Raw genomic sequence first — 24,412 nt, 5'->3', positions numbered from 1 at the left:
AGAGGCTATCGGATTCTCGGAAGCGACCGTTCATCGCCCGTTTACGCCCGGATAAGACCGTAGAGGTGCGGGAGTCGACCGGAGAGATCCGTCTTTCGCATCATGGGCGATCATCGCGGTCCGCGACAAGCGCAGCTGCCCGGAGCCGCACACGGCCGGTTACGCTGCCAGGCATGACATGGATGATCACCGGTGGTGCCGGTTACATCGGGTCCCATGTGGCCCGGGCCATGGCCGACGCCGGGGAGCGCGTCGTCGTGCTGGACGACGTCTCGTCAGGGCTCCCCGAGCGGCTCCCGGCCCACGTCCCGCTGGTCCGCGGCACGATCCTCGACCGCGAACTCGTGGACCGTACGCTCGCCGAGCACTCCATCACCGGAGTGGTACACCTGGCGGCCAGGAAGCAGGTCGGACAGTCCGTCGAGCAGCCCCTCCGCTATTACCGGGAGAACGTGCACGGCCTCACCGTGCTGCTGGAGGCCGTGGTCGCCGCCGGGGTGCGGCGCCTCGTCTTCTCCTCCTCGGCCGCCGTCTACGGCATGCCCGATGTGGACCTCGTCACGGAGGACACCCCCTGCCGGCCGATCAACCCGTACGGCGAGACGAAGCTCACGGGCGAGCGGCTCGTCCGGGCCGCCGGCCGCGCCCACGGCATCGCCACCACCTGCCTGCGCTACTTCAACGTGGCCGGCGCCGCACGTCCCGAGCTCGCCGACACCGGAGTGTCCAACATCGTCCCGATGTTCTTCGACGCACTGACCCGCGGCGAGCCCCCGCTGATCTTCGGCGACGACTACCCGACCCCGGACGGCACCTGCATCCGCGATTACATCCACGTCTCCGACCTGGCCGACGCCCATCTCGCCGCCGCCCGCCGACTGCGCTCCAGGACCGAGGCGGACGATCTGACGGTCAATATCGGGACCGGCCGGGGCGTGTCCGTCCGCGCGATGGCGGATCTGATCGCTGAGGTCACCGGTGTGCCGGAGCCGGCCGCGAAGGTCGTCGGACGGCGGGCCGGGGACCCGGCGCGCGTCGTCGCCGCTGCCGACCTGATCGCCCAGGAGCTCGGCTGGAGCGCCCGGCGCGGTGTGCGCGAGATGGTCGAGTCGGCCTGGGAGGGCTGGTGCCTGCGCCGCGAAGCCGCAGGTCACAGCACATGACAACGGTGTTCAGCGCCATGTTGCCCGGCACCCCCCACCCGTAGTTCACTGATCACAGTCGGCAGTCGGTCGACGATTTCTGATCACTTGCTTTCGGGAGGGAACGGCATGGGGGCAGGCCACGACCACGGGCATGCGCATCGCCCGCCGCCCGGAGTGGGCGGCACGGCGGCGACGGCCTACCGGGGACGGCTGCGCATCGCCCTGTGCCTGACCCTCACCGTCCTAGTCGCGGAGATCGTCGGTGGACTCCTGGCGGACTCCCTCGCCCTGCTCGCCGATGCCGGGCACATGGCGACCGACGCCGTCGGGATCGCGATGGCCCTGCTGGCCATCCACTTCTCCGCTCGCCCGCCGAGCGAGCGCCGCACCTTCGGCTACGCGCGCGCCGAGATCCTCGCCGCGCTCGCCAACTGTCTGCTGCTCATCGGTGTCGGCGGCTTCATCCTCTACGAGGCCGTACGGCGCCTGATCTCACCGCCGGAGGTCGAGGGCGGGCTCACCGTCGTCTTCGGTCTGGTGGGCCTGGTGGTGAATGCACTGTCGCTGGCTCTGCTGGTGCGTGGGCAGAAGGAGAGCCTCAATGTCCGCGGCGCCTTCCTGGAGGTGATGGCGGACGCGCTGGGCTCGCTGGCCGTCATCGTCTCGGCGGTGATCGTCATGGCGACCGGCTTCCGGCAGGCCGACCCGATCGCCTCCCTGGCCATCGGCGTGATGATCGTGCCCCGGTCGTGGAAGTTGCTGCGCGAGGCGCTGGACGTGTTGCTCGAGGCGGCGCCGAGGGACGTGGACATGGCCGAGGTCAGATCGCACATACTGGCCCTGCCAGGCGTCGAGGACCTGCACGACCTCCACGTGTGGACGATCACCTCCGGACTGCCGGTGCTGTCCGCGCACGTGGTGGTCCGCGAAGAGGTACTGGATGCGATCGGGCACGAGAAGATGCTGCACGATCTCCAGGGCTGCCTCGGTGAGCACTTCGATGTCGGCCACTGCACCTTCCAGCTGGAGCCGGCCGGACACGCCGAGCACGAGGTCAAGCTCTGTCACTGAGCCCACCGAGCCGAGCGCGGTGCTCGTCCGCTCCGCCATCGGTGGCACGAGCCGCCTATCAGGCTGACATGCGGGGCGAGCAGCCGGGCCGCGCCTGTTTCGTGCGGCAGACTGAAAGGTCGAAGCCCAACCGAAGGATGGCCATGCCGACCACACCTGCCTCCACGGCGGACGCGGACCTCTCGTCGAACGGCTCCGCAGCACCGATCATGCTGGAACTCGTCGACGAGAACGGCACGACGATCGGCACCGCTGAGAAGCTCTCCGCCCATCTGCCGCCCGGCCGGCTGCACCGCGCCTTCTCGGTCTTCCTCTTCGACACCTCCGGCCGGCTGCTGCTCCAGCAGCGCGCTCCGGGCAAGTACCACTCCCCCGGTGTCTGGTCCAACACCTGCTGCGGACACCCGTACCCCGGCGAGGCGCCGTTCGCGGCCGCCGCCCGGCGTACGGCGGAGGAGCTGGGGGTGTCCCCATCGCTGCTGCGCGAGGCGGGCACGGTGCGCTACAACCACCCGGACCCGGACTCGGGGCTGGTGGAGCAGGAGTACAACCACCTCTTCGTGGGGCTGGTACGAGCCGAGCCGCAGCCGGATCCCGAAGAGGTCGGGGGGACCGCCTTCGTGACCGCAGAGGAGCTGCCGCGGCTGCACGCTCAGCGGCCGTTCTCGACGTGGTTCATGACCGTGCTGGACGCCGCGCGCCCGGCGATCAGGGAGCTGACCGGAGCCTCGGCGGGCTGGTAGCCCCGGTCCGCGCCCGGATCCCGAGTCCTCCGGCGCCGTCAGTCCCCGGTCAGCGGCAGGGCGGCCCAGATCACCTTGCCTCCGCTCGTCGTGTGCTCGACGTCGCAGACGCCGCCCGCCTCGGCGGTGATCACCTTCACCAGGAGCAGCCCCCGGCCGCCCGTCTGTCCCTGGTCCGCCACCAGGGCCTTCGGCCGATACGGATGGTCGTCCTCGACCGCGACCCGTACCCACCCGGCGCCGACGGAGACCTCGACCGCGATCTCGGGGGAGAGCAGGGCCGCGTGCCGGACGGAATTGGTGACCAGTTCGGAGAGGATCAGCATCAGCCCGTGGACGGTGTCGTCCTGCACCGGCACACTCTGGTCGCGCAACAGGTCGCGGACGGCGTGGCGGACCTGTGGAACCGAGGACTCCAGGGCCGGTGCCGTGAAGCGCCAGACACCCTCGTACGGCGGTGGAGCGGTCAGCCCGTCCGCGACCGGGGCGGTGGACAGGCCCTGCCCCGGCGTCTGGGGGCACGCCCCCTGGCTGCGCCGGGGGGACCCCCACCCAGCGTTAGCTGGGGGAGGTACGCTTCCGCCGCTCTCCATGTCGGGCACCTCCGCTGGTCTTCGACATGGGGGACCCTCACGACTGCACGCGACGATCCCCGCAGCTCCGGCGCCGCAGCACCGGAACGACCGGGGATGCGACGGCCGAGTCCGCCTCATAACTCGAGTGTCGGGAACGCGCTGGTCCAACCGGTCCGCTGCTCGGAAGTCGGCACTTTTCGACGGATTCTGATCGATGGCGTATGCCAGGATCGGTTGCACGACTGATCCTGTTCGTCGCTTCGCGACCCCAGGAACGTTCCTGCACAGCCCGTCCCGAGGTCCGCAGCCCGCGGAGCCCGGCGATCAGCCGGATAGCATCCGGCGTCATGGAGCCCGGACTGCACCTGGACCTCGCCGACGGCGTCGCGACGGTCGTCATACACCACCCTGCCAAGCGCAACGCCATGACCCCGGCCATGTGGCGGGAGCTGCCAGGGCTCCTGGACCGGCTGGCGGACGACCCGAGCGTACGGGTGCTGGTGCTGACCGGGGCCGGTGACACCTTCTGCGCGGGCGCGGACATCGGCACCCTCAGGGAGTCGGCGGTCGAGTCGCAGGCCCTCGCCGTGGCCGCGGAGGAAGCCTTGGCCGCCTTCCCCAAGCCGAGCCTGGCAGCGATTCGCGGCTACTGCGTGGGCGGCGGCTGCCAGCTGGCCGCCGCGTGCGATCTGCGGTTCGCCGCCGAGGGCTCGTCCTTCGGGATCACTCCGGCGAAGCTCGGCATCGTCTATCCGGCCTCGTCGACCCGGCGGTTGACCGGGCTGGTCGGCCCGGCCACCGCCAAGTACCTGCTCTACTCCGCGGAGTTGATCGACGCGCAGCGGGCCCTGCGCACCGGCCTGCTGGACGAGCTGCTGCCGGCGGACGGGCTGGCGAAGCGCGTGGCGGAGTTCGTACGGACCCTCGCCTCGCGGTCGCTGCTCACCCAGGCCGCGGCCAAGGAGTTCACAGCCGGACCCGTGGCACCCGAGCGGGAGGCCCACTGGGCGGGGCAGGCGCGCGGCAGCGGCGACACGGCGGAGGGCGTCGCCGCGTTTCTGGAGCGCAGGACACCGCGCTTCACCTGGTCCGGTCCGTCCTGATTCCTCAAGGACCGGCCGCTCCAGCGGAGACTCCCGCGACGATCTCGGGCGGGCCGACGTACGTGCGGCGCCCGCCTTCCCTGCCGTCGCGGCCTTGGCATTCAGCCATCTCGTACTTGCGGGTAACGTGCGGACATGAGCACTCCTCTGCCCGCCCGCGCCGGCCGCCGCTGTCACAACGTCCTCAACGTGCTGCACTCGGCGGTCTACTTCGCACCGGAGTTCACCCAGGAGATGGCGGCCATCGGCCACGACCATCCGTCCGCCGCCTACTTCGCGTCCCGCGCGGCTGCAATGGGGCCGGTGGGCGCGGGCGCGGTCACCGCCACCTTCTTCAACTTCAACCACGAGCTCGTGGCCCGGCACATACCGCAGATCTGGCGCACTGCATCCCCGGAGGACGCCCTGGCCGCCCGCGACCGCGCCGCCGACGCCACGCTGCGGCGGCTGCTCGGGGCGGAGGCCGTCGCCTCCGCGGAGATGGCGGAGGCCGCGCGGCTCGCGCTGCGCGCCGCCGAGGCCTGCACCCGGTCCGCCCGGCCCCTGTACGCGGCGCACGCCGACCTGCCGGTGCCCGAGGAGCCGCACCTCGCCCTCTGGCACGCGGCGACGCTGTTGCGCGAGCACCGCGGCGACGGTCATGTGGCGGTGCTGGTCGGCGCCGAACTGGACGCCCTCGAGGCGATCGTCAGCCACACCGCGAGTGGCAAGGGCCAGGCGCCGAAGTGGCTGCTGCGGACCCGTGGTTGGGCGCCGGAGAACTGGGCCGCGGCCGAGGACCGGCTGCGTGCCCGCGGACTCATGGCCGCCGAGGGTGAGCTGACCGAGGCGGGCGTCGGACTGCGCAAGCGCATCGAGGAGGAGACCGACCGGCTCGACCGGGCCCCGTACGAGCACCTCGGCGAGGCGGGCGTGGCGCGGCTGACCGAACTGGCGGGCGGCTGGACCATGACCGCGCTCGCCGCGGGCGCCTTCCCCGACGAGCTGCTCGGCAAGGGCTGACTCCCCCGCGCGGCGGCGGGCATGGACGCTGTGGCACGGCTGGTGGCGCGGCACGGACGCGGTTTACGGGCGGCGTGCGCGGCAACCCGCCACGCGTGAGCCCCACCTTTGTCGGCGTCGCCTGCCACAATGCAGGCTCAAGTTCACTGCAGAAGGCGGAACGGAACGTGACGACGTCGGTTGAGGGCAGGATCGCCGAGGAGCTCGGCGTACGGGAACGGCAGGTGAAGGCGGCCGTCGAGCTGCTCGACGGCGGTTCGACCGTGCCGTTCATCGCGCGCTACCGCAAGGAAGCCACCGAAACGCTCGACGACGCGCAGCTGCGCTCGATCGAGGAACGGCTGCGCTATCTGCGGGAGCTGGAGGAACGGCGCACCGCGATCCTCGAGTCCGTCCGGGCACAGGGCAAGCTCGACGAACAGCTGGAGGCGCAGATCCGGGCCGCGGACTCCAAGGCCCGGCTCGAGGACATCTACCTCCCCTTCAAGCCCAAGCGCCGCACGAAGGCGCAGATCGCGCGCGAGGCCGGCCTCGAGCCACTGGCCGACGGGCTGCTGGGCGACCCGTCGGTCGAGCCGCTCGCCGCGGCCGCCGCGTTCGTGGACCCGGACCAGGGTGTGGCGGACGCGCCCGCGGCCCTGGAGGGCGCCCGGGCCATCCTCACCGAGCGGTTCGGCGAGGACGCCGACCTGATCGGCGAGCTGCGTGAGCGGATGTGGCGGCGGGGGCGGCTGGCCGCGAGGGTCCGGGAGGGCAAGGAGGAGGCCGGCGCGAAGTTCGCCGACTACTTCGACTTCGCCGAGCCGTTCACCGACCTGCCGTCACACCGGGTGCTCGCCATGTTCCGCGGCGAGAAGGAGGAGGTGCTCGACCTCGCCCTGGAGCCCGCCGGCCCCGGCGACGAGCCGGACGAGGGCCCGAGCTCGTACGAGCAGGCCATCGCCACCCGCTTCGGCGTCACCGACCGCGGCCGCCCGGCCGACAAGTGGCTTGCCGACACCGTCCGCTGGGCCTGGCGCACCCGCATCCTGGTCCACCTCGGCATCGACCTGCGGCTGCGACTGCGACAGGCCGCCGAGGACGAGGCGGTCCTGGTCTTCGCGGCCAATCTCCGCGATCTGCTGCTCGCCGCTCCGGCGGGCACCCGCGCCACGATGGGCCTGGATCCGGGGTTCCGTACGGGCGTGAAGGTGGCCGTCGTCGACGCCACCGGCAAAGTGGCGGCCACCGACACCATCTATCCGCACGTGCCGCAGCAGAAGTGGGACGAGTCGCTGGCGAAGCTGGCCCGGCTCGCGCGGGAGCACCGCGTCGAGCTGATCGCCATCGGCAACGGCACGGCGTCGCGGGAGACGGACAAGCTGGCCGCCGATCTCATCGCGCGCCAACCCGAGTTGGGACTCACCAAGGTGGTGGTATCCGAGGCGGGCGCCTCGGTCTACTCCGCCTCGGCCTTCGCATCGCAGGAGCTTCCTGGGCTCGACGTGTCGCTGCGCGGCGCGGTGTCGATTGCGCGGCGGCTCCAGGACCCGCTGGCGGAGTTGGTGAAGATCGACCCGAAGTCGATCGGTGTCGGGCAGTACCAGCACGACCTGTCCGAGGTGAAGCTCTCACGCTCGCTCGACGCGGTGGTCGAGGACTGTGTGAACGGCGTCGGCGTGGACGTGAACACCGCGTCGGCACCGCTGCTCGGCCGGGTTTCCGGAATCGGCGCCGGGCTGGCCGAGAACATCGTGGCGCATCGCGACGCGAACGGCCCCTTCTGCTCGCGCAAGGAACTGAAGAACGTGGCGCGGCTCGGCCCCAAGGCGTACGAGCAGTGCGCGGGCTTCCTGCGCATCCGCGGCGGCGACGACCCGCTCGACGCGTCGAGCGTGCACCCGGAGGCGTACCCGGTGGTGCGGCGTATCGCGGACTCCACGGGCGGGGAGGTGAAGACGCTCATCGGCAACACGGCGGTGCTGCGCGGCCTGAAGCCGCTGGACTTCGTGGACGAGTCCTTCGGTCTGCCGACGGTCACCGACATCCTCAAGGAGCTGGAGAAGCCGGGGCGCGACCCGCGGCCCGCGTTCAAGACGGCGGTCTTCAAGGAAGGCGTGGAGAAGATCGGCGACCTCGCGCCCGGCATGATCCTCGAGGGGGTCGTGACAAATGTCGCGGCGTTCGGGGCGTTCGTGGACGTAGGTGTCCATCAGGACGGTCTGGTCCATGTCTCGGCGATGTCGAAGACCTTCGTCAAGGACCCGCGGGACGTGGTGAAGCCGGGTGACATCGTGCGTGTGAAGGTTCTGGACGTGGACATTCCGCGGAAGCGGATCTCGCTCACGTTGCGCCTGGACGACGAGTCGTCGTCCGGCGCGGGCGGGCGGCCGCAGGGTCGCGAAGGGCGCGGCGAGCGCCGCGGCGATGGCCGCGGGCGTCCGCCGCAGCAGCGAGGAGGGCGCGGCGGGGGCGGCGGGCGCGGCGGCGCGCGTCAGGACGCGCCCGCGAACGGCGCGATGGCCGACGCGTTGCGGCGGGCGGGGTTGGTGGACCCGAAGCGCCGCTGAGACGGGTCGGGGGTCTCATCGAGATTCAGCCGCGTCGCACCGGCGACACGAGCACGCCGCCCGTGGTGCGCGCGACCACGTGGGACTCCCCCTTGAGCGCGTTGCGATCGGCGTCGATCACGTGGCTGCCGGGTTCGAGGAGCCCGTCGAAGACCTCGTGGGTGTGCGTGCGGTAGAGGCGGTCGAGGCGATAGGCGAGCACCTGGACCCGGCACGGGGCAGCGACCTCCGCGGTGATGCGACCGGCCTCCGCGGAGAGCGCCGTGAGCCGCCGCCGCTCCGCAGGGCTGCGGTCCAGGGCCTGCTCGATCTGTGCCACGAGCAGCGGGATGATCGGGGCCAGGCCCTCGACGAAGACGGCGTCCGCCCCGGCCGCCTCGAAGGCACGGCGCACCGCTGTCCGTTCCTCCTCGTCGATGGCCCGTCCGAACGCGACCGCGCCGTACGTCCGCAGCTCGTCGGCGTGCGCCCCGGCCGCGTCCCGGGAGATCTCCGCGCCGACGCCGATGGTGCGGAGCGCTGCGGCGAGTCTGGCCAGTACCGCGACCCGCTGGCCGACGAGCAGCACGCGGCGGCCGGGCCCCGGCCCGCCCTCCGCGAGCAGGTGCTCGAGCTCGGTCCGGTACTGGTCCCCGCGGAAGCGGAACGGTCCGATGCCGGGGTAGCCGTTCAGCACGAGATCGGGGATCTCGTTCGTCTGCCAGGCGAAGTCCCGCCACACGATGTCTTTGCCGTCCCGCTCGATGATCGCGGTCACCGCCCCGCACTCGAGGCCCTCGCACTCGGGGCAGCCGTAGATGACGTAACGGCCGTCGGCTAGCGGCGGTTCGGATTCCAGCAGCAGCCGGCGGACGTGCGCCGTGAAGATGGACGGCCCCAGGTCGGTGGCGAGGGGCGATACGGCATCGAGGTCCGCGAGGCGGAGCAGCAGCGGTCTGCCGTCGATGATGAAGTCCAGGAAGTCCCGGTGCGCTTGGTATGCACCGTTGGACAGGACACCTCCGGCGCGCATCGCTGGCGCCAGGCCGAAGGTCGCGTAGGCGGGCTCGGCAGACATGTGCTGAGTATCTCCATCGCGGATGACTTTGGAGCGCAGCCGCGCACATCGATTCATTTGTGGGCACGGGGGGGCGGATTCCGGGCGCCGTGTCGGCTCTCGCCCCGGCAGGTGGGACGGGATAGCGTCCCGGCATGGAGAGCGACGTGATCGTCGTGGGCGGCGGGGTGGTCGGACTGACCACGGCGGTCGTCCTCGCGGAGAGCGCGCAACGGGTCAGAGTGTGGAGCCGAGAGGCCGCCGCGCACACCACGTCGGCCGTGGCGGGCGGGCTGTGCTGGCCCTATCGCATCCAGCCCGAGGCGCAGGTCGTCGCCTGGTCACTGCACTCCTTCCACGTCCTGTCCGAGCTGGCAGAACGGCCGGAGGAGACAGGGGTGAGGCTGGTCACCGGCACGATGGCCGACGCGGGTGGGTGGCAGCCTCGCGCCTGGACCGAGGGCGTTCCCGGGCTGCGCGCCGCCCGGGCCGAGGAGCTGCCCGACGGATACGAGACGGGGTTGCACGCGCGCGTGCCGCTGATCGACCTGCGCGCGTATCTGCCCTATCTGGAGCAGCGGCTGATCGCTGCGGGCGGGGTGCTGGAGCGGCGCGAGGTGACGTCGCTCGACGAGGCGGGCCGGGACGCGCCGTTCGTCGTCAACTGCACCGGGCTGGGGGCGCGCGAACTGGTGCCGGACCTGGATGTCCGGCCCGTACAAGGGCAGTTGGTGGTGGTGGAGAACCCGGGCATCGACCAGTGGTTCGTGGCGGCTGATGCTGGCGCCTCGGAATCGACGTACATCCTGCCGCAGTCGTACGGGGTCGTCCTCGGCGGTACGGCACGTGAGGGCGTGTGGGACCGGACGCCCGATCCGGCGACGGCGGCCGCGATCGTGCGCCGGTGCGCCGCTGTCCATCCAAGGCTCGCCGAGGCCCCGGTACTCGAACACCGTGTGGGGCTCCGCCCGTCCCGGTCCGTCGTACGGATCGAGGTGGAGCGGCTACCCGGCGGGGCGCTGTGCGTGCACAACTACGGGCACGGCGGAGCGGGGATCACCGTAGCGTGGGGATGCGCGGAGGAAGCCGCGTGGTGGGTGGTCGCGGGAGGCGAGGCGGGGGCGGCTCGATGACCCGACCCGCCGGGCAGCGGCGCGGAGTTGCGCTCACCCTCTGCGATAGCGGGTGAAGAGAAAGCCGTCTTCCTCCAGCAGTCCGACCAGCTCCAGGGGCAGTGGCGGCTTGAGCGTCGGACCGTGGGTGATCCGTTTGCCGGGGCCGGCGGTGAGCCTCGGCGAGAGCGACAGACACAGTTCGTCGAGGAGTCCGACGGCTGCCAGCTGGGCGAGCAGTGTCGGCCCTCCCTCGCACAGCACCCGCGTCCAGCCGCGCTCGGCCAGCGCGGTGACGGCCGTCGGAAGGTCGACCCGGTCGTCGTGGCCGGGGGCGGAGGCGATGACGGTGTCCACCGTGCCCGCCGCAATGGCCCAGGCGGGGTCGGCGGCCGCCCGGTGCGTGGTGATCACCACCGTTCGCGCCCGCTCCGCGGTGAACAGGGGCGCGGTGAGGTCGAGCTGTGTGGGGTCGTCGCAGACGATGGCGATGGCCGGGGCCGGGTCCTGTCCGTTCGCCGCCCGCAGTCCGGCGAACTCCGCTCGCGGCCGGATCGGCACGTAGGTCTCCCGCAGCACGGTGGTCTGGCCGATCAGGACCACATCGGCGAGGGCGCGCAGCAGGTGGAAGATCCGCTGGTCGCTCGGTCCCGAGAGACCTCGGGAGAGTCCGTCGAGCTGGGCCGCTCCGTCGGCGCTGGAGACCATGTCGGCCCGCACCCACGGACGGGTGGCCGCTTCCGCGGGGTACGCGTACGCCGCCAGGAGTGCGGTGTCGTCGAGATCCGGGGTGGGAGTCGGGGTCGTGGGAGTCGGGATCAATCGGCGCATATCAGCCAGTATCCGTGCCTCCTTCGCGCATCGGTGTCAGGAACGCCAGGTGTAGCGCCGTTCGGGGCGGCCGGTCGTGCCGTAGCGCAGATGGACCTCGGCACGGCCGGCCGAGGCGAAGTGCTCCAGATAGCGGCGGGCGCTCACCCGTGACAGACCGGTGCCGGCCGCGCACTCGCTCGCCGAGAGGCCTGCGGTGTCCGCGGCCCGCAGCGCGTTCGCCACCAGAGCCGCGGTGGGGGCGCTCAGGCCCTTGGGCAGCGCGTCCGAGCGGGCGGGGACCCCCGCTGTGCCCGGAGCCGGGAAGAGCCGGTCCACGTGGGCCTGGTCGGTGCTGTGGGCACCGGCCAGCGCGAGGTGGGCGGTGCGGAAGTGGCCCAACCGGGCCCGGAGCTCGGCTAGTTCGAACGGCTTGATGAGGTAGTTGACCGCCCCGGCCCGCTGGGCCTCCCGCACCGTGTCCGTGTCCTTGGCTGCACTGATCACCAGGAAGTCCGTCCGGGGAACGTCCTCGCGTATGCGGCGCAGGACGTCGAGCCCCGAGCCGTCGGGCAGGTAGAGGTCGAGCAGCACCAGGTCAGGCAGGAGGCGGACGGCCTCGCGCACCGCCTCGGCGGCGGTGTGCGCGACACCGGCCGTGCGGAAGCCGGGAGTCCGGCCGACGCACGCACTGTGCAGTCTCGCGACCATGAAGTCGTCGTCGACGATCAGAACACTGAGCTCCATGAGGACCACAAGTTACTCAACGACCTTTGTTTTGCGAATAGTGACCGGGCCCACATCTCCTGGGATGGTCGGCGCACCGCCCCCCTTCGCCGAGGAAATGAGTCCCCTGTGAACAGACGGACACTACTGCGCACTGCCGCACTGGCGGCACTCACCCCGGCCGTGACGGCCGCCACGGCAGGCTGCGGAGCGACCGGAAAGAGCCAGGCCGGAGCGAAAGGCCCGCTCACCGGGCTCCGCATGATCGTCGGCAACAGCCCGGGCAGCGGCTACGACATCACCGCCCGCACGGTCGGCAAGGCCCTGACCGCCTCCAAGGCCGCCCGCGGCCTGGAGGTCACGAACATCTCCGGGGCGGGCGGCACCATCGGCCTCTCCCGGTTGGTGAACGCCCGGGGCAACGACGAGATGCTCATGATGATGGGCCTCGGCGTGGTCGGCGCCGTCTTCACCAACAAGTCGGCCGTCGCGCTGGGCGACACCACCCCGCTGGCCCGGCTGATCCAGGACCCGAGCGCCATCGTCGTCCCGAAGGGCTCGCGGCTGCGCACCCTGGACGACTTCCTCGACGCATGGCGACGCGACCCCGACCGGCTGTCGGTCGGCGGCGGCTCCTCGCCAGGCGGTCCCGACCACCTCCTGCCCATGCAGGTCGCCGAGGCCGCCGAGGTCGATCCGGCCAAGGTCCGCTACATCGGCTACGACGGCGGCGGCGAGCTGCTGACCGCGCTGCTCGGCAGCAAGATCGACGTGGCGGCAACCGGCATCGGGGAGATGGTCGACCAGATCGCCACCGGCGACGTACGGGTGCTGGCGACCACCGGCAAGACGACCATCAAGGGCATCGACGCGCCCACCCTCGCCGCTGAGGGCATCGATGTCTCCGCGATCAACTGGCGCGGCGTGGTGGCCGCCCCCGGCATCTCCCCGCAGCGCCGCGACCAGCTCGTCGAGGCGCTGCGCACCATGCGTGACTCGGACGAGTGGCAGACGGCCATGCGGCGCAACGGCTGGACCGACGCCTTCCTGGACGGCAAGGAGTTCGAGGACTTCCTCGTCGACCAGGGCAAGAAGGTCGAAGGAACGCTCAAGCGGCTGGGATTGACCAAGTGAGCGCTATGACGGCCAACGAACGGGAGGACGAGGGCGTCGGCACGGCTGCCGGTAAGGAGGCCGGTGGCCGCGCGGAGCTCCTGGTCTCCGCGCTGCTCGCGGTGCTCGGTGCCGTGGTGGTCGTCGATGCCGCGACGATGGGCACGGCGGCGACGGCCGCCGGGCCCATCGGCCCGCAGGCCGTGCCGTACGGGGTGGGCGGCGGCCTGCTGGTGTGCGCGCTGGTGCATGCGATCGACGTGCTGCGCGGCGGACGCGGCGAAGCCGAGGGCGGCGAGGACATCGATCTCACCGCCCCGTTGGACTGGCGCGCGGTGCTGCTGGTGATCGCCTTCTTCCTGGCGAACGCGGTGCTCATCGAGCCGCTGGGCTGGGTGATCTCGGGCGCGCTGCTGTTCTGGGGCATCGCGTACGCGCTCGGCAGCCGCACCTGGCTGCGCGACGCGGTGGTGTCCGTCGTGCTCTCGGTCGGCTCGTTCTACGCGTTCGCCTTCGGGCTCGGCATCACGCTGCCGCCCGGCGTACTGGAGGGGATTCTGTGATGGACGCCCTGAACAGTCTGCTCGGCGGCTTCGCCACCGTGCTCTCCCCCGTGAATCTGCTCTACGCGCTGGTCGGCGTGCTGATCGGCTCCGCGGTCGGCGTCCTGCCGGGCATCGGTCCAGCGATGACGGTGGCGCTGCTGCTGCCCGTCACCTTCGGCATGGATCCGACCGCCGCATTCGTGATGTTCGGCGGCATCTACTACGGCGGGATGTTCGGTGGCGCGATCACCTCGATCCTGCTCAACACCCCTGGTGAGTCGGCATCCGTGGTGACCGCCATCGAGGGCAATCTGATGGCCAAACGCGGGCTGGCGGCACAGGCGCTGGCCACCGCCGTGATCGGCTCGTTCATCGCCTCGACCATCGGTACGGCGATGCTCGCCTTCCTCGCCCCGCTGGTCGTGAAGTTCGCGGTGACGCTGGGCGCCCCCGCGTACTTCGCCATCATGGTGGTGGCGCTGACCACGGTGACGGCCGTGATCGGGTCCTCGCGGGTGCGTGGCTTTTCCTCGCTCGCGCTCGGCCTGACGATCGGACTGATCGGCATCGACTCGATCTCCGGCCAGCAGCGGCTGACGTTCGGGGTGCCACAGCTCGCGGACGGCATCGACATCGTGGTCGTCGCGGTCGCCGTGTTCGCGGTCGGCGAGGCACTCTGGGTGGCCGGCCATCTGCGGCACACCCCGCCGAAGCCGGTGCCGGTCGGGCGGCCGTGGATGAGCCGGGAGGACTTCCGCCGCTCGTGGAAGCCCTGGCTGCGGGGGCTGTTCATCGGCTTCCCGATGGGTGCGCTGCCGGCCGGCGGAGGCGAAATCCCGACCGTCATCTCGTACGCCACGGAGAAGCGGCTGGCCGGCCCGGGCGGGGAGTTCGGGCGCGGAGCGATCGAGGGGGTCGCGGGTCCGGAGGCCACCAACAAGGGCGCGGCGGCGGGGTCGTTCGTGCCGATGCTGTCGCTGGGCCTGCCCGCGAACTCCATCGGTGCCGTGATGCTCGCCGCGTTCACCCAGTACGGGATCCAGCCGGGTCCGCTGCTGTTCGAGCGGGAGAGCGAGCTGGTGTGGGCACTGATCGCGAGCCTGTTCATCGGCAATGTGCTGCTGCTGGTGCTGAATCTGCCGCTGGCGCCGGTGTGGGCGAAGCTGTTGCAGGTGCCGCGCTCGTATCTCTACGCGGGCATCCTGTTCTTCTCCGCGCTGGGTGCGTTCGCCGTGAACTCCCAGGCCGTGGACCTGGTGATCCTCCTGGTGCTGGGGCTGCTGGGCTTCATGATGCGGCGGTTCGGGCTGCCGGTGCTGCCCCTGATCCTGGGGGTGATCCTCGGTCCGCTGGCGGAGGAGCAGCTACGGCGCACCTTCCAGCTGAGCAACGGCGCGGTCAGCGGGCTGTGGAGCGAGCCGGTCGCCGTCGTGCTGTACGCGGTGGCGGCCGTGGTGGTCCTCTGGCCGTTGATCAGCACCTACGTGCTCCGGCGCGGGTCCGCGGCTCGCCGCTGAACCCGGGTCCGGCAGGGCTGCGGACCGTACCTCGGTCCCGCGGCCCCAGCCGGGTGTTCCGCCGCGCCTCGGGCCCGACGCCCTCAGCAGGCCTGGGCCGACCGGCCCGCCGAGGACGCGGGACCGGGGGATCACGGGGCCGACGCACCTCCCTGGCCGGCCGGGCCGGTGGCGAACGGGACCGGCGGAACCGTGCGCGGGTCGCGTACGCCGCGCAGCGGGCCGTCCTCGACGTCAGCGGCCTGCGGTACACCCCGGGTGGCTCGGCCGAAGGCCGGTGCGCCGCCGATGAGCGGCAGTTCGGCCGAGGTACGGGCCAGGTCGAGGGTGAGCCGCGGAGTCGACGCGGGCGGCTCGATCAGCCCGGCGTCCGTGCCGGCCACGATCAGGCCGAGGCGATGGCCGGCGGGCACGACGTGGTCGCTGGCGTGCAGGTCCAGGGTGATCGTGTACTTCTTCCCCGGGACCAGCGGGCGGCCGGTGTGCTCGGACGCGTAGTTGCCCAGGTCGGCCCAACCACGGCTGAAGACCGTGTAGTCGACGTCCGTGGTCTTCGCCCGCGTCTCCTTGAAACAGGCACTGTCACCCGCGGTGCTGCTCCCCCAGCAGGTGCGCTCGGGAAGGGTGGAGATGCCTTCGCCCGGGGCGGCGTAGTCGCGGATGGTGTCGGGACCGAGGTCCACGAGCACGGCGGACAGATGGGCGCTGGAGGTGGACGGCGTCGCGGTGACGGTGACCGTTCCGGCTCCGGACAGACGCAGGTTCTCGCGGAGCGGGCCGGTGGCGAATCCGGCCTTGCTCGCCGTCGGTGCGTCGATGTGCGCGGCCCAGTCGGTCTCGCTCAGCTTCGGGTCGTCGGTGAACGTCTCGGTGCTGCCGGCGGGGGCGGGGCGCAGTCCGAGTGCGCCCACGCCGGGCTGGTCGCCTGCGCGGGGACGCAGCGTGGTGAACCGGGTGCCGTCCGCGGGCCAGACTCGGTCGGTGGACCACCGGTCGGGCGCGCGCTCGACGTGGGCCATGGGCTCCCGCTCGGCGCCGTTGTCCATGCCGAGCAGATAGTGGTCGAACCAGCGGTGCAGGGCCTTCACCCAGTCCGCGCGGCGGAAGTCGAAGGGATCGACATGGCCCGTCTGGGAGAGCCAGATCCTGCGCTCCACGCCCGCCTCGGCGAGCGCGTCCCACCACTGTCCGAAGTGCTTGGCCCGGACGTTGAGGTCCTGCATGCCGTGGACGACGAAGACGCTGGCGCGCACCTTGTCCGCGTCCGGCACGTAGTCGCGCTCGCTCCACAGCCGGGTCCAGTCACCGCTGCGCGGGGCCTCCTCGACGAGCCGCTTCTGTACGGCGGCGCACCGGGCCCGGGCGTCCGGGGACTCGACGTAGTTCGACAGCCAGTCGGGGCCGCTGTCGAAGAGCGGGGCGCCTTTGGCGAAGTAGTAGTCGTACCAGGAGCTGATGGCGCCGATCGGGACGATGGTCTTGAGCCCCTTCACACCGGTGGCGGCGACTCCGTTGGCGACGGTGCCGTCGTAGCTCTTGCCGATCATTCCGACGGCGCCGGTCGACCAGGCGGCCGTCACGGCTGTGCCACCGGTGCGTGAGCTGTAGCCGCGGGCGCGGCCGTTCAGCCAGTCGACGACGGCCTTGGCGGACTGGACGTCGGAGCGGCCGCCTACGTCGACACAGCCGTCGGAGCGGTTGGTGCCCGCCAGGTCGACCAGGACCGTCGCATAGCCGCGCGGCACGAAGTAGTTGTCGTAGAAGAGCGGGAACTGAACCGGTTTTCCGGCGGCGTCGTAGGTCTTCTTCTGGCCCTCGTTGCCGCGCCCGCAGCAGGCGTAGTACGGGCTCGCGTCCATGATGACGGGGATCCGGCGGCCCTGCTGCGCGGGCTCACGCGGCCGGACGATGTCGACGGCGACCCGGTCGGCCTTGCCGTCCGCGTCGCCGTCGATCCGGGTGTCGACCCATACAGACTCGCGTATCGCGTCGTCGTACGAGTAGATGGGCCTGCTCTCGGTCGGGGCGGGCGGGGCCGCCTGGGCTCCCGCCGGCTGGACGAGCACGGCCATCAGGGCGGCCAGGGCCGCCGGCACGAGCGTTCTCCACTGGTTGCGGGTGACCCGCGCACGTATCGCCACGAGCGGGACGGTACACCCGTCAACTCCCGTTCCATAGAAGGCCCGTTCGAGATCCCCGAGCCGACTCGGCATGCTGGGCACCGTCCTGCCGCATACCCGGGGCCGGGTACGAGGTGCCAACAGACCGGTCATGTCCGTCGCATGGCGATCTCATGACACAAGAAGCCCGTATGCCTGACGGTGGACACGTGTCCGAATAGGGTCTCGAACGCATCCTTCTCCCCGACCAGTTGGAGGACTGACTCGTGCACCGCAGACTCCTCGCCCCGAGCGCACTCGCCGCCTGCCTGCTGCTGGCGATCCCGGCATCCGCGGCGACGGCCCCTGAGGGGGGCGCGCCCGGAGCGCCGGGCCTCGGCGATCCCTACTACCCGGACTACGGCAACGGCGGATACGACGTCTCGCACTACGACCTGCGCCTGAAGTACCAGCCGGAGAGCGACCGCATCGACGGCACCGCGACCCTGATCGCCACCACCACCGAGCAGCTGTCGCGCTTCAATCTCGACTTCGCGCTCGATGTGAGCGAGGTCCGGGTGAACGGCAGGAAGGCGGCGTTCGCCCGGTCCGGCGCCCACGAGCTGGAGATCACCCCGGCGGCGCCCCTGGCGAAGGGCGCCCCGATCAGCGTCGTCGTGCGCTACTCCGGCATCCCGTCCAAGGTGGAGGTCGACGGCTTCACCTCCTGGCTACGGACCCCGGACGGCGGCGTGGCGGCGAATGAGCCCGAGGCCGCCTGGTGGTGGTTCCCGAGCAACGACCATCCCCTCGACAAGGCCACGTACGACGTCTCGGTGTCGGTGCCGGACGGCACTCAGGCGATCAGCAACGGCGTCCTGACCTCACAGAGCTCCCGTCTCGGCCGGACCCGGTTCAGCTGGCGCTCCAACAAGCCGCAGGCCACGTATCTCGCGACCCTCGCCGTAGGCAAGTTCGACATCACCACCGACAAGACCGCCGACGGTCTGCCCGTGCTCAACGCCTACAGCAAGGACCTGGGCGACAACGCGAGTGCCGCCCGGGCGAGCCTCGAGCGGAGCGCCGAGGTCACCGAGTGGCTGACCGAGATCTTCGGCCCCTACCCCTTCAACGCACTCGGCGGTTACGTGCCGAACGTGCCGACCGGGTATGCGCTGGAGACCCAGACCCGGCCCTTCTACAGCCCCCGGCAGTTCGGCTCCGGAGCCAACGTCTCCGTCGTCGTCCACGAACTGGCCCACCAGTGGTACGGGGACAGCGTCTCGGTCAAGGGCTGGAAGGACATCTGGGTCAACGAGGGCTTCGCCCGCTACGCGCAGTGGCTGTGGTCGGAGAAGGAGGGCGAGGGCACGGCCCAGGAACTGGCCGACTACGTCTACGCCTCCCGCCCGGCCGACGACCCCTTCTGGAAGGTCCGGCCGGGCGACCCGGGTCCGGCCAACCAGTTCCACCTGGCGGTCTACGACCGGGGGGCGCTCGCCCTCCAGGTGCTGCGCAACGAGATCGGCGACGAGGACTTCTTCGCCATCCTCAAGGGCTGGCCCAAGGAGAACGCGTACGGCAACGGATCGGTCGGGGACTTCGTCCAGTACGCGGAGAAGGTGTCCGGCAAGCAGCTCACCGACCTCTTCAAGACCTGGCTCTACGCGGACTCCAAGCCGGCCGCCCCCGCCGCGACCCGCGCGGAGATCAGTGGGAAGAAGGCCCCGGCGAAGCCCAAGTCCTGGAAGAAGATCGCCGCGACGAACACCGTGCACGACCACGGTTCCCGTGCCGCCGCCGGCAGCACGGGGCACGACCACTGACCGCCTGATCGGCGCTCTCCCACCCACCCGCCCTTTGAAAGGGCGGGTGGGTGGGAGAGCCCCGCGCCGCAGGCGCGCTACGAGGTCAGCGCCTCGCCCCGCGGCGAGCCTCCCGAGCGTACGGCAGATAGCGCAGTCGCTCCGGGAGCAGCGGCACCACGACGCGTACGACCCGTCCGAAGCGCCGCAGCCGGCGTTCCTGCCGGTCGGTCCACTCCAGCCCGATGGCCTCGCGCGCGTCGGGCGGCATCAGCCCGATGGTGAGGAAGCGGCGCACCCGCAGGAGCGGTGGCAGCAGCAGCGGCCAGGCGGCGTGCAGCAGCAGGCGCAGAGGCCTAAGGCGCCCGTCCGGCGGCGGCACGTAGACGTCGATGGCGACCAGCTCCCGCACCACCACCGTCGCCTCCAGCTCGTGCTCGAGCACGGTCCGGTAGTACGGCCAGAACTCCTCGAGCGTCTGCGGCATGTCGGCGTCGCTGATTCCCAGCACCCGTCCGACCTGCAGCCACTCGGCGTACAGCTGCAGCTCCTCGGCCGGTGTGAACGGTCGGCGGCCCAGCACGCGCTGCGTGTGCCGGTAGACGGGGAAGCCGGTGGCGTGCACCCACGCGTAGTAGGCGGGAGTGAGCGCGTGGTAAGGACGGCCGTGGGCGTCGACGCCCTGGATCGGTTCGTGCAGCCTGCGCAGCCTGCGGCCTTCCTCGGCCGCCGCCGCACCGCCGTACACCCACAGCTGCCCGGACGCGAGGGAGCGCCGGGCGCGCCCCCACGGGTCGGTCCGAAAGACGGAGTGATCGTCCACGCCGGCGCCCACCGCGGGGTGCGCGACCTGCATCGTCAGCGCGGCGGGCATCGCCAGCACGGCCCGGACCTCCCCGGCGAGGCTCCAGAGCATCCCGCCGACGGGAGGTGGTACGGGATCGGCGGTGCCGCAGCGCGCCCGGGCCGCCTCGTGCGCGGGGGTCACACCACCATCATCCCTCGCCCATGATCGGGCCGCCCGGCGGTGCCGTGCCGGCCCATCGGGGCGGCGCGCTGTCCACGGTGTCCACGGTCCGCCGGGCCTGCGTGGGCGTCACGGCGTGTTCCGCCGATCACCGGTGATCCCCGTCAATCTTTTGCACGCCGACCTGTTACCTGAAGGAATCTCCAGCTGCTTGGATGTCCGGCGCCGGTCATCACCGGCCAACTGACCACTTCCCGACGGGAGATGCAGTGTCGCACTCCACCCCCCTCCGCCGGACGCAGCGGGCCGCGATCGCCACCGTGCTCGCGGTGGGCACGTTACTGGCCGTCTCCGCGCTGTCCGCCGACGCGACCGAGGCCACCAAGACCACGGCAACACCGCAGATGAAGGTGCTCAGCTACAACGCCTTCCTGTTCAACAAGGCGATCTATCCGAACTGGGGCCAGGATCACCGGGCCAAGGCGATACCCGCGTCGGACTTCTTCCGCGGCAACGACGTCGTGGTGCTCCAGGAGTTGTTCGACAACTCCTCCTCGGATGCCCTGATGAGCCAGGCGTCCGCCCAGTACCCGCACCAGACACCGGTGATGGGGCGCAGCAAGAGCGGCTGGGACGCCACGGGCGGCGCGTACTCGGCCACCACGCCGGAGGACGGCGGCGTGACGGTGCTCAGCAAGTGGCCCATCGTGCGCAAGGAACAGTTCGTCTACAAGGACGCCTGTGGTGCCGACTGGTGGTCCAACAAGGGCTTCGTCTACGTGATTCTCAACGTCGACGGAGCGAAGGTGCACGTCGTCGGCACGCATGCGCAGTCGACGGACCCCGGCTGCGACCCGGGCGAAGCGGCGGCGATCCGTGCGAAGCAGTTCCGCGAGATGGACGCGTTCCTCGACGCGAAGGCCATCCCGGCGGGCGAGCAGGTCGTCGTCGCGGGCGACCTCAACGTCGACTCGCGCACCCCTGAGTACGCCTCGATGCTCACGGACCTGGGTCTCGACGCCGCCGAGGCGCGTACGGGCCACCCGTACTCCTTCGACACCCAGGAGAACTCGATCGCGGCCGAGCGCTACCCCGACGACCCCCGCGAGGACCTCGACTACGTCCTGCACCGCCGGGGCCACGCCCGCCCAGCGGACTGGCGGAACAACGTCATCAAGGAGACGAGCGACCCCTGGGGTGTCACCAGCTGGGGCAAAAAGAAGACCTACACCAATCTTTCCGATCACTACCCGGTCGTCGGCGGCGACGTCTGACACCGGCACCGGGACCGGCACCGGGGGCTGAGGGCCACGCTCGTGGCCCCCGGCCCCCGCGGCGGGTGGTACGACGGGGAGGTTTCACATCGGCAGTGAGACAGCATTACTGTTGCATCGGCCGGATGCCGGAGAGAGAGGCGCAGCCGATGAGCCAGCAGACGACGCCGGACGCCGCCCCCGCCGACACGTCCCTCACGGTCGACGAACTGGCGGCGCGTGCCGGTGTCACCGTCCGTACGGTCCGCTTCTACAGCACCCGCGGTCTGCTGCCGCCGCCGGCGATAGGCCCGCGCCGGGTCGGCCGGTACGGCCAGGAACACCTCTCTCGCCTGGCGCTGATCGAAGAGCTGCAGCACCAGGGCATGACCCTGGCCGCCATCGAGCGCTACCTCGAGCGGCTGCCGGCCGACCTGAGCCCGCACGACCTGGCGATCCACCGTGCCGTCGTGGCCTCCTGGGTCCCTGACACGGCGGAGGAGGCCACCCGCGCAGAGCTGGAGCGGCGCGTCGGCCGGGCGGTGTCGGAGGAGGACCTGGACCGGCTCGCGGCGATGGGCGTCCTCGTACGCACCGACGACCCCGACGTCCTCCAGGTCGACCCCGGCCTGCTCGCCCTGGGTGCGCGGCTGCTGGACGTCCCGATCTCGCTGGAGGGGATCCGCGCGGCGCGCACGGTCATGGTGGAGCACACGCGGTCGGCCGCTCGTGAGCTGAGCCGCCTCTTCCGGGAGGAGGTGTGGGAGCCGTCGCGCGAGGACGAGTCCGGCCCGGAGCGGGTGGCACGGACGAAGTCGCTGTCCGCGCACATGCAACCGCTCGTGGTTCAGGCGCTGGTGACCGCCTTCCAGCGGTCGATGAAGGAGGAGCTGCGGACCTGGCTGGGCGAGGCCGCGACCCGCGCCGCCGACGCGGACGGGCGGCCCGGTCCGTCGTGAGACCCGCCCGCCCGTCGCCCCTGGCGTCCACGGCATCCGGTCAGGCGTCACCCTCCGGTCGGGCGTCGGTGAACAGCTCACCTCTCTCCGCCTTGTCCAGCAGCAGCGCGGGCGGCGCGAAGCGGTCGCCGTACGCCGCCTGTAGTTCGCGGGCGCGGGCCACGAAGCCGGGCAGTCCGCCCTCGTAACCGTTGATGTACTGAAGGACGCCGCCGGTCCAGCCGGGGAAGCCGATGCCGAGAATCGAGCCGATGTTGGCGTCCGCGACCGAGGTGAGGACCTTCTCCTCCAGGCACCGGACGGTGTCGAGGGCCTCGGCGAAGAGCATCCGCTCCTTCAGGTCCTCGAAGGGGACCGAGGTGTCCGGCCCGCTGCTGCCATCTCGCGGGGGACGACCCCCGTACCCCACGAAGTGCTCGCGCAGGCCCGGCCACAGGCCCGCCCGTCCGCCGTCCTCGTCGTAGTCGTAGAAGCCCGCTCCGCCGCTGCGGCCCGGGCGGCCGAACTCGTCGACCATCCGGTCGATGACCGCCTCGGCCGGGTGCGCCTGCCAGGTCCCGCCCGCGTCCTCGACGGCCCGCTTCGACTCCTCGCGGATCTTGCGCGGCAGGGTGAGGGTCAGCTCGTCCATCAGGGACAGTACCTTGGCCGGGTAGCCCGCCTGGGCCGCGGCCTGTTCGACCGAGGCCGGGTCGACCCCCTCCCCCACCATCGCCACGCCCTCGTTGAGGAACTGGCCGATCACGCGCGAGGTGAAGAAGCCGCGCGAGTCGTTCACCACGATCGGCGTCTTCTTGATCTGCCGGACCAGGTCGAAGGCGCGCGCCAGGGCTGCGTCGCTGCTCTTCTCCCCGCTGATGATCTCCACCAGCGGCATCTTGTCGACCGGCGAGAAGAAGTGCAGGCCGATGAAGTCTTGGCTCCGCTCGACGCCCTCGGCGAGGAGCGTGATGGGCAGGGTGGAGGTGTTGGAGCACAGCAGCGCATCGGGCGCCACCACGCCCTCGATCTCCTGGAACACCTTGTGCTTGAGCGCCGGGTCCTCGAAGACCGCCTCGATGACGGCGTCGCAGCCCGCGAGGTCCTGCACGTCCGCGGTCGGGGTGATACGGGCCAGCAGCTCGTCTCGCTTCGCCTCGGTCGTACGGCCCTTGGCCAAGGCCTTGGCCAGCAGGCCCTCCGAGTACGCCTTGCCCTTCTCGGCCGCCTCGATGGACACATCCTTCAGGACCACCTCGATCCCGGCCTTGGCACAGGAGTAGGCGATGCCCGCGCCCATCATGCCCGCGCCGAGGACGGCGACCTTGCGGACCGTGCGGGGCTCGACGCCTGACGGCCGGCTGGCTCCGGAGTTGACGGCCTGGAGGTCGAAGAAGAAGGCCTGGATCATGTTCTTGGCGATCCGGCCGGTGACCAGCTCGGTGAAGTAGCGGGCCTCGATGACCTGAGCGGTCTCGAAGTCGACCTGGGATCCCTCGACGGCGGCGGCGAGGATGTTCCGCGGGCCGGGGTAGGGTGCGCCGGCCGTCTGCTTCTTCAGATTGGCCGGGAAGGCGGGGAGGTTGGCGGCGAACGTCCGGCTGGCCGGGGTCCCGCCGGGGATCTGGTAGCCCTTGACGTCCCAGGGCTGCTGAGACTCGGGGTGGGCTTCGATGAAGGCGCGGGCCTTCGCCAGCATCTCCTCCGGTGTCGCGGCGACCTCGTGGATCAGCCCGGCCTCCAGGGCTCTGCGCGGGGTGTACTGCGTGCCCTGCAGCAGAACCTTCAGCAGCGCATCGGCGATGCCGAGCAGCCGTACCGTACGCACCACGCCACCGCCGCCCGGCAGCAGGCCGAGCGTGACCTCGGGCAGGCCGATCTTGGAGCCGGGCGCGTCGAGGGCCACGCGGTGGTGGCAGGCGAGCGCGATCTCGTAACCGCCGCCCAGCGCGGCGCCCCCCAGGGCTGCGACGACCGGCTTGCCGAGGGTCTCGATGCGGCGCAGGTCGCGCTTGATGCCCATGCCGGTGTCGAAGACCTGCTGGGCGTGCTCGGGCCCGACCAGGCTCATCTCCTTGAGATCGCCGCCCGCGAAGAAGGTCTTCTTGGCGGAGGTGATGATGACACCGCGTACGGTGTCCCGCTCGGCCTCCAGGCGGTCGGCGACCGCGGTGAGGGACGTGGTGAAGGCCCGGTTCATGGTGTTGGCGGACTGGCCGGGGTCGTCGAGGACGAGGGTGACGACGCCGTCGTCGCTCCGCTCCCAGCGGATGGTGGTGCGATCGGTCATTCGGGGGTCTCCA

At 71.2% G+C, this 24,412-nt stretch carries 20 protein-coding genes; 13 read left to right on the top strand and 7 right to left on the bottom strand.

Annotated elements, in window-relative coordinates; all coding sequences use genetic code 11:
* Window positions 1-173 precede the first annotated feature (173 nt).
* The 3 genes from galE (at window position 174) to idi (ending at window position 2,959) form a co-directional block, all read left to right on the top strand.
* Complete coding sequence (gene galE / locus ACTWQI_RS15155; protein WP_443270710.1) at window positions 174-1,163, top strand: UDP-glucose 4-epimerase GalE; 990 nt, start codon at window positions 174-176, stop codon at window positions 1,161-1,163.
* A 108-nt stretch (window positions 1,164-1,271) separates the two neighbouring features.
* Window positions 1,272-2,216 carry a cation diffusion facilitator family transporter gene (locus tag ACTWQI_RS15150; protein WP_443270708.1) on the top strand — a complete coding sequence of 315 codons (945 nt, stop codon included), beginning with the start codon at window positions 1,272-1,274 and terminating at the stop codon, window positions 2,214-2,216.
* Between the two features lie 143 nt (window positions 2,217-2,359).
* Window positions 2,360-2,959 carry an isopentenyl-diphosphate Delta-isomerase gene (idi, locus tag ACTWQI_RS15145; protein ID WP_443270707.1) on the top strand — a complete coding sequence of 200 codons (600 nt, stop codon included), beginning with the start codon at window positions 2,360-2,362 and terminating at the stop codon, window positions 2,957-2,959.
* 38 nt (window positions 2,960-2,997) lie between these two features.
* Here the strand turns inward: idi and ACTWQI_RS15140 are convergent, their stop codons facing one another.
* Window positions 2,998-3,552 carry an ATP-binding protein gene (locus tag ACTWQI_RS15140; protein WP_443270705.1) on the bottom strand — a complete coding sequence of 185 codons (555 nt, stop codon included), beginning with the start codon at window positions 3,550-3,552 and terminating at the stop codon, window positions 2,998-3,000.
* A gap of 329 nt (window positions 3,553-3,881) precedes the next feature.
* Here ACTWQI_RS15140 and ACTWQI_RS15135 point away from each other — a divergent pair, with 329 nt between their 5' ends.
* The 3 genes from ACTWQI_RS15135 (at window position 3,882) to ACTWQI_RS15125 (ending at window position 8,188) form a co-directional block, all read left to right on the top strand.
* The gene (locus ACTWQI_RS15135) at window positions 3,882-4,637 is read left to right on the top strand and encodes an enoyl-CoA hydratase/isomerase family protein (RefSeq protein ID WP_443270703.1); all 756 of its coding nucleotides are present in this window, start codon (window positions 3,882-3,884) and stop codon (window positions 4,635-4,637) included.
* Window positions 4,638-4,772: 135 nt separating this feature from the next.
* Window positions 4,773-5,639, top strand: a complete 867-nt coding sequence (locus tag ACTWQI_RS15130) for an SCO6745 family protein (RefSeq protein ID WP_443270701.1) — start codon at window positions 4,773-4,775, stop codon at window positions 5,637-5,639.
* Window positions 5,640-5,806: 167 nt separating this feature from the next.
* Window positions 5,807-8,188, top strand: coding sequence for a Tex family protein (locus ACTWQI_RS15125; RefSeq protein WP_443270700.1), 2,382 nt, complete (start codon window positions 5,807-5,809; stop codon window positions 8,186-8,188).
* 25 nt (window positions 8,189-8,213) lie between these two features.
* Here the strand turns inward: ACTWQI_RS15125 and ACTWQI_RS15120 are convergent, their stop codons facing one another.
* Complete coding sequence (locus tag ACTWQI_RS15120) at window positions 8,214-9,245, bottom strand: oxidoreductase (RefSeq protein WP_443270698.1); 1,032 nt, start codon at window positions 9,243-9,245, stop codon at window positions 8,214-8,216.
* A gap of 134 nt (window positions 9,246-9,379) precedes the next feature.
* Here ACTWQI_RS15120 and ACTWQI_RS15115 point away from each other — a divergent pair, with 134 nt between their 5' ends.
* Window positions 9,380-10,357 (top strand): FAD-dependent oxidoreductase, encoded by a 978-nt coding sequence (locus ACTWQI_RS15115; protein WP_443270697.1) that lies wholly within the window; start codon window positions 9,380-9,382, stop codon window positions 10,355-10,357.
* A gap of 33 nt (window positions 10,358-10,390) precedes the next feature.
* Here ACTWQI_RS15115 and ACTWQI_RS15110 read toward each other — a convergent pair whose 3' ends face one another.
* A complete protein-coding gene (locus ACTWQI_RS15110; RefSeq protein ID WP_443270695.1) occupies window positions 10,391-11,167 on the bottom strand; it encodes a dihydrofolate reductase family protein in 777 nt (258 codons plus the stop codon).
* A gap of 36 nt (window positions 11,168-11,203) precedes the next feature.
* Complete coding sequence (locus ACTWQI_RS15105; RefSeq protein WP_443270693.1) at window positions 11,204-11,893, bottom strand: response regulator; 690 nt, start codon at window positions 11,891-11,893, stop codon at window positions 11,204-11,206.
* 108 nt (window positions 11,894-12,001) lie between these two features.
* On the opposite strand from ACTWQI_RS15105, the gene ACTWQI_RS15100 reads away from it, so the two are divergent.
* The 3 genes from ACTWQI_RS15100 to ACTWQI_RS15090 are packed head-to-tail and all read left to right on the top strand — an operon-like array spanning window position 12,002 to window position 15,047.
* Window positions 12,002-13,006, top strand: coding sequence for a Bug family tripartite tricarboxylate transporter substrate binding protein (locus tag ACTWQI_RS15100; RefSeq protein ID WP_443270691.1), 1,005 nt, complete (start codon window positions 12,002-12,004; stop codon window positions 13,004-13,006).
* 5 nt (window positions 13,007-13,011) lie between these two features.
* The gene (locus tag ACTWQI_RS15095; RefSeq protein WP_443270747.1) at window positions 13,012-13,548 is read left to right on the top strand and encodes a tripartite tricarboxylate transporter TctB family protein; all 537 of its coding nucleotides are present in this window, start codon (window positions 13,012-13,014) and stop codon (window positions 13,546-13,548) included.
* Window positions 13,548-15,047: a tripartite tricarboxylate transporter permease gene (locus ACTWQI_RS15090; protein WP_443270689.1), complete on the top strand. Its 1,500-nt coding sequence runs from the start codon at window positions 13,548-13,550 to the stop codon at window positions 15,045-15,047. Before ACTWQI_RS15095 ends, ACTWQI_RS15090 begins: the two co-directional genes overlap by 1 nt.
* Before the next feature lie 131 nt (window positions 15,048-15,178).
* Here ACTWQI_RS15090 and ACTWQI_RS15085 read toward each other — a convergent pair whose 3' ends face one another.
* Window positions 15,179-17,188 (bottom strand): Xaa-Pro dipeptidyl-peptidase, encoded by a 2,010-nt coding sequence (locus ACTWQI_RS15085; protein ID WP_443270687.1) that lies wholly within the window; start codon window positions 17,186-17,188, stop codon window positions 15,179-15,181.
* A gap of 245 nt (window positions 17,189-17,433) precedes the next feature.
* Between ACTWQI_RS15085 and ACTWQI_RS15080 the strand changes: the two genes are divergently transcribed.
* A complete protein-coding gene (locus tag ACTWQI_RS15080) occupies window positions 17,434-18,972 on the top strand; it encodes a M1 family metallopeptidase (protein ID WP_443270684.1) in 1,539 nt (512 codons plus the stop codon).
* 85 nt (window positions 18,973-19,057) lie between these two features.
* Here the strand turns inward: ACTWQI_RS15080 and ACTWQI_RS15075 are convergent, their stop codons facing one another.
* Entirely contained in the window at window positions 19,058-19,867 is an 810-nt protein-coding gene (locus tag ACTWQI_RS15075) for an oxygenase MpaB family protein (protein WP_443270745.1), read from the bottom strand.
* 320 nt (window positions 19,868-20,187) lie between these two features.
* Between ACTWQI_RS15075 and sph the strand changes: the two genes are divergently transcribed.
* Window positions 20,188-21,192, top strand: coding sequence for a sphingomyelin phosphodiesterase (gene sph, locus ACTWQI_RS15070; protein WP_443270683.1), 1,005 nt, complete (start codon window positions 20,188-20,190; stop codon window positions 21,190-21,192).
* A gap of 149 nt (window positions 21,193-21,341) precedes the next feature.
* On the top strand, window positions 21,342-22,130 hold the full coding sequence (locus ACTWQI_RS15065; protein ID WP_443270682.1) for a MerR family transcriptional regulator: 789 nt from the start codon (window positions 21,342-21,344) through the stop codon (window positions 22,128-22,130).
* Between the two features lie 40 nt (window positions 22,131-22,170).
* Here the strand turns inward: ACTWQI_RS15065 and ACTWQI_RS15060 are convergent, their stop codons facing one another.
* Window positions 22,171-24,399: a 3-hydroxyacyl-CoA dehydrogenase NAD-binding domain-containing protein gene (locus ACTWQI_RS15060; protein ID WP_443270680.1), complete on the bottom strand. Its 2,229-nt coding sequence runs from the start codon at window positions 24,397-24,399 to the stop codon at window positions 22,171-22,173.
* Between the last annotated feature and the right edge of the window lie 13 nt (window positions 24,400-24,412).

Source organism: Streptomyces sp. KR80 (assembly GCF_052245555.1).
GTDB lineage: Bacteria > Actinomycetota > Actinomycetes > Streptomycetales > Streptomycetaceae > Streptomyces.
The sequence above is the reverse complement of the archived record's forward strand: the minus strand, read 5'-3'. Positions and strand labels throughout refer to the sequence as shown.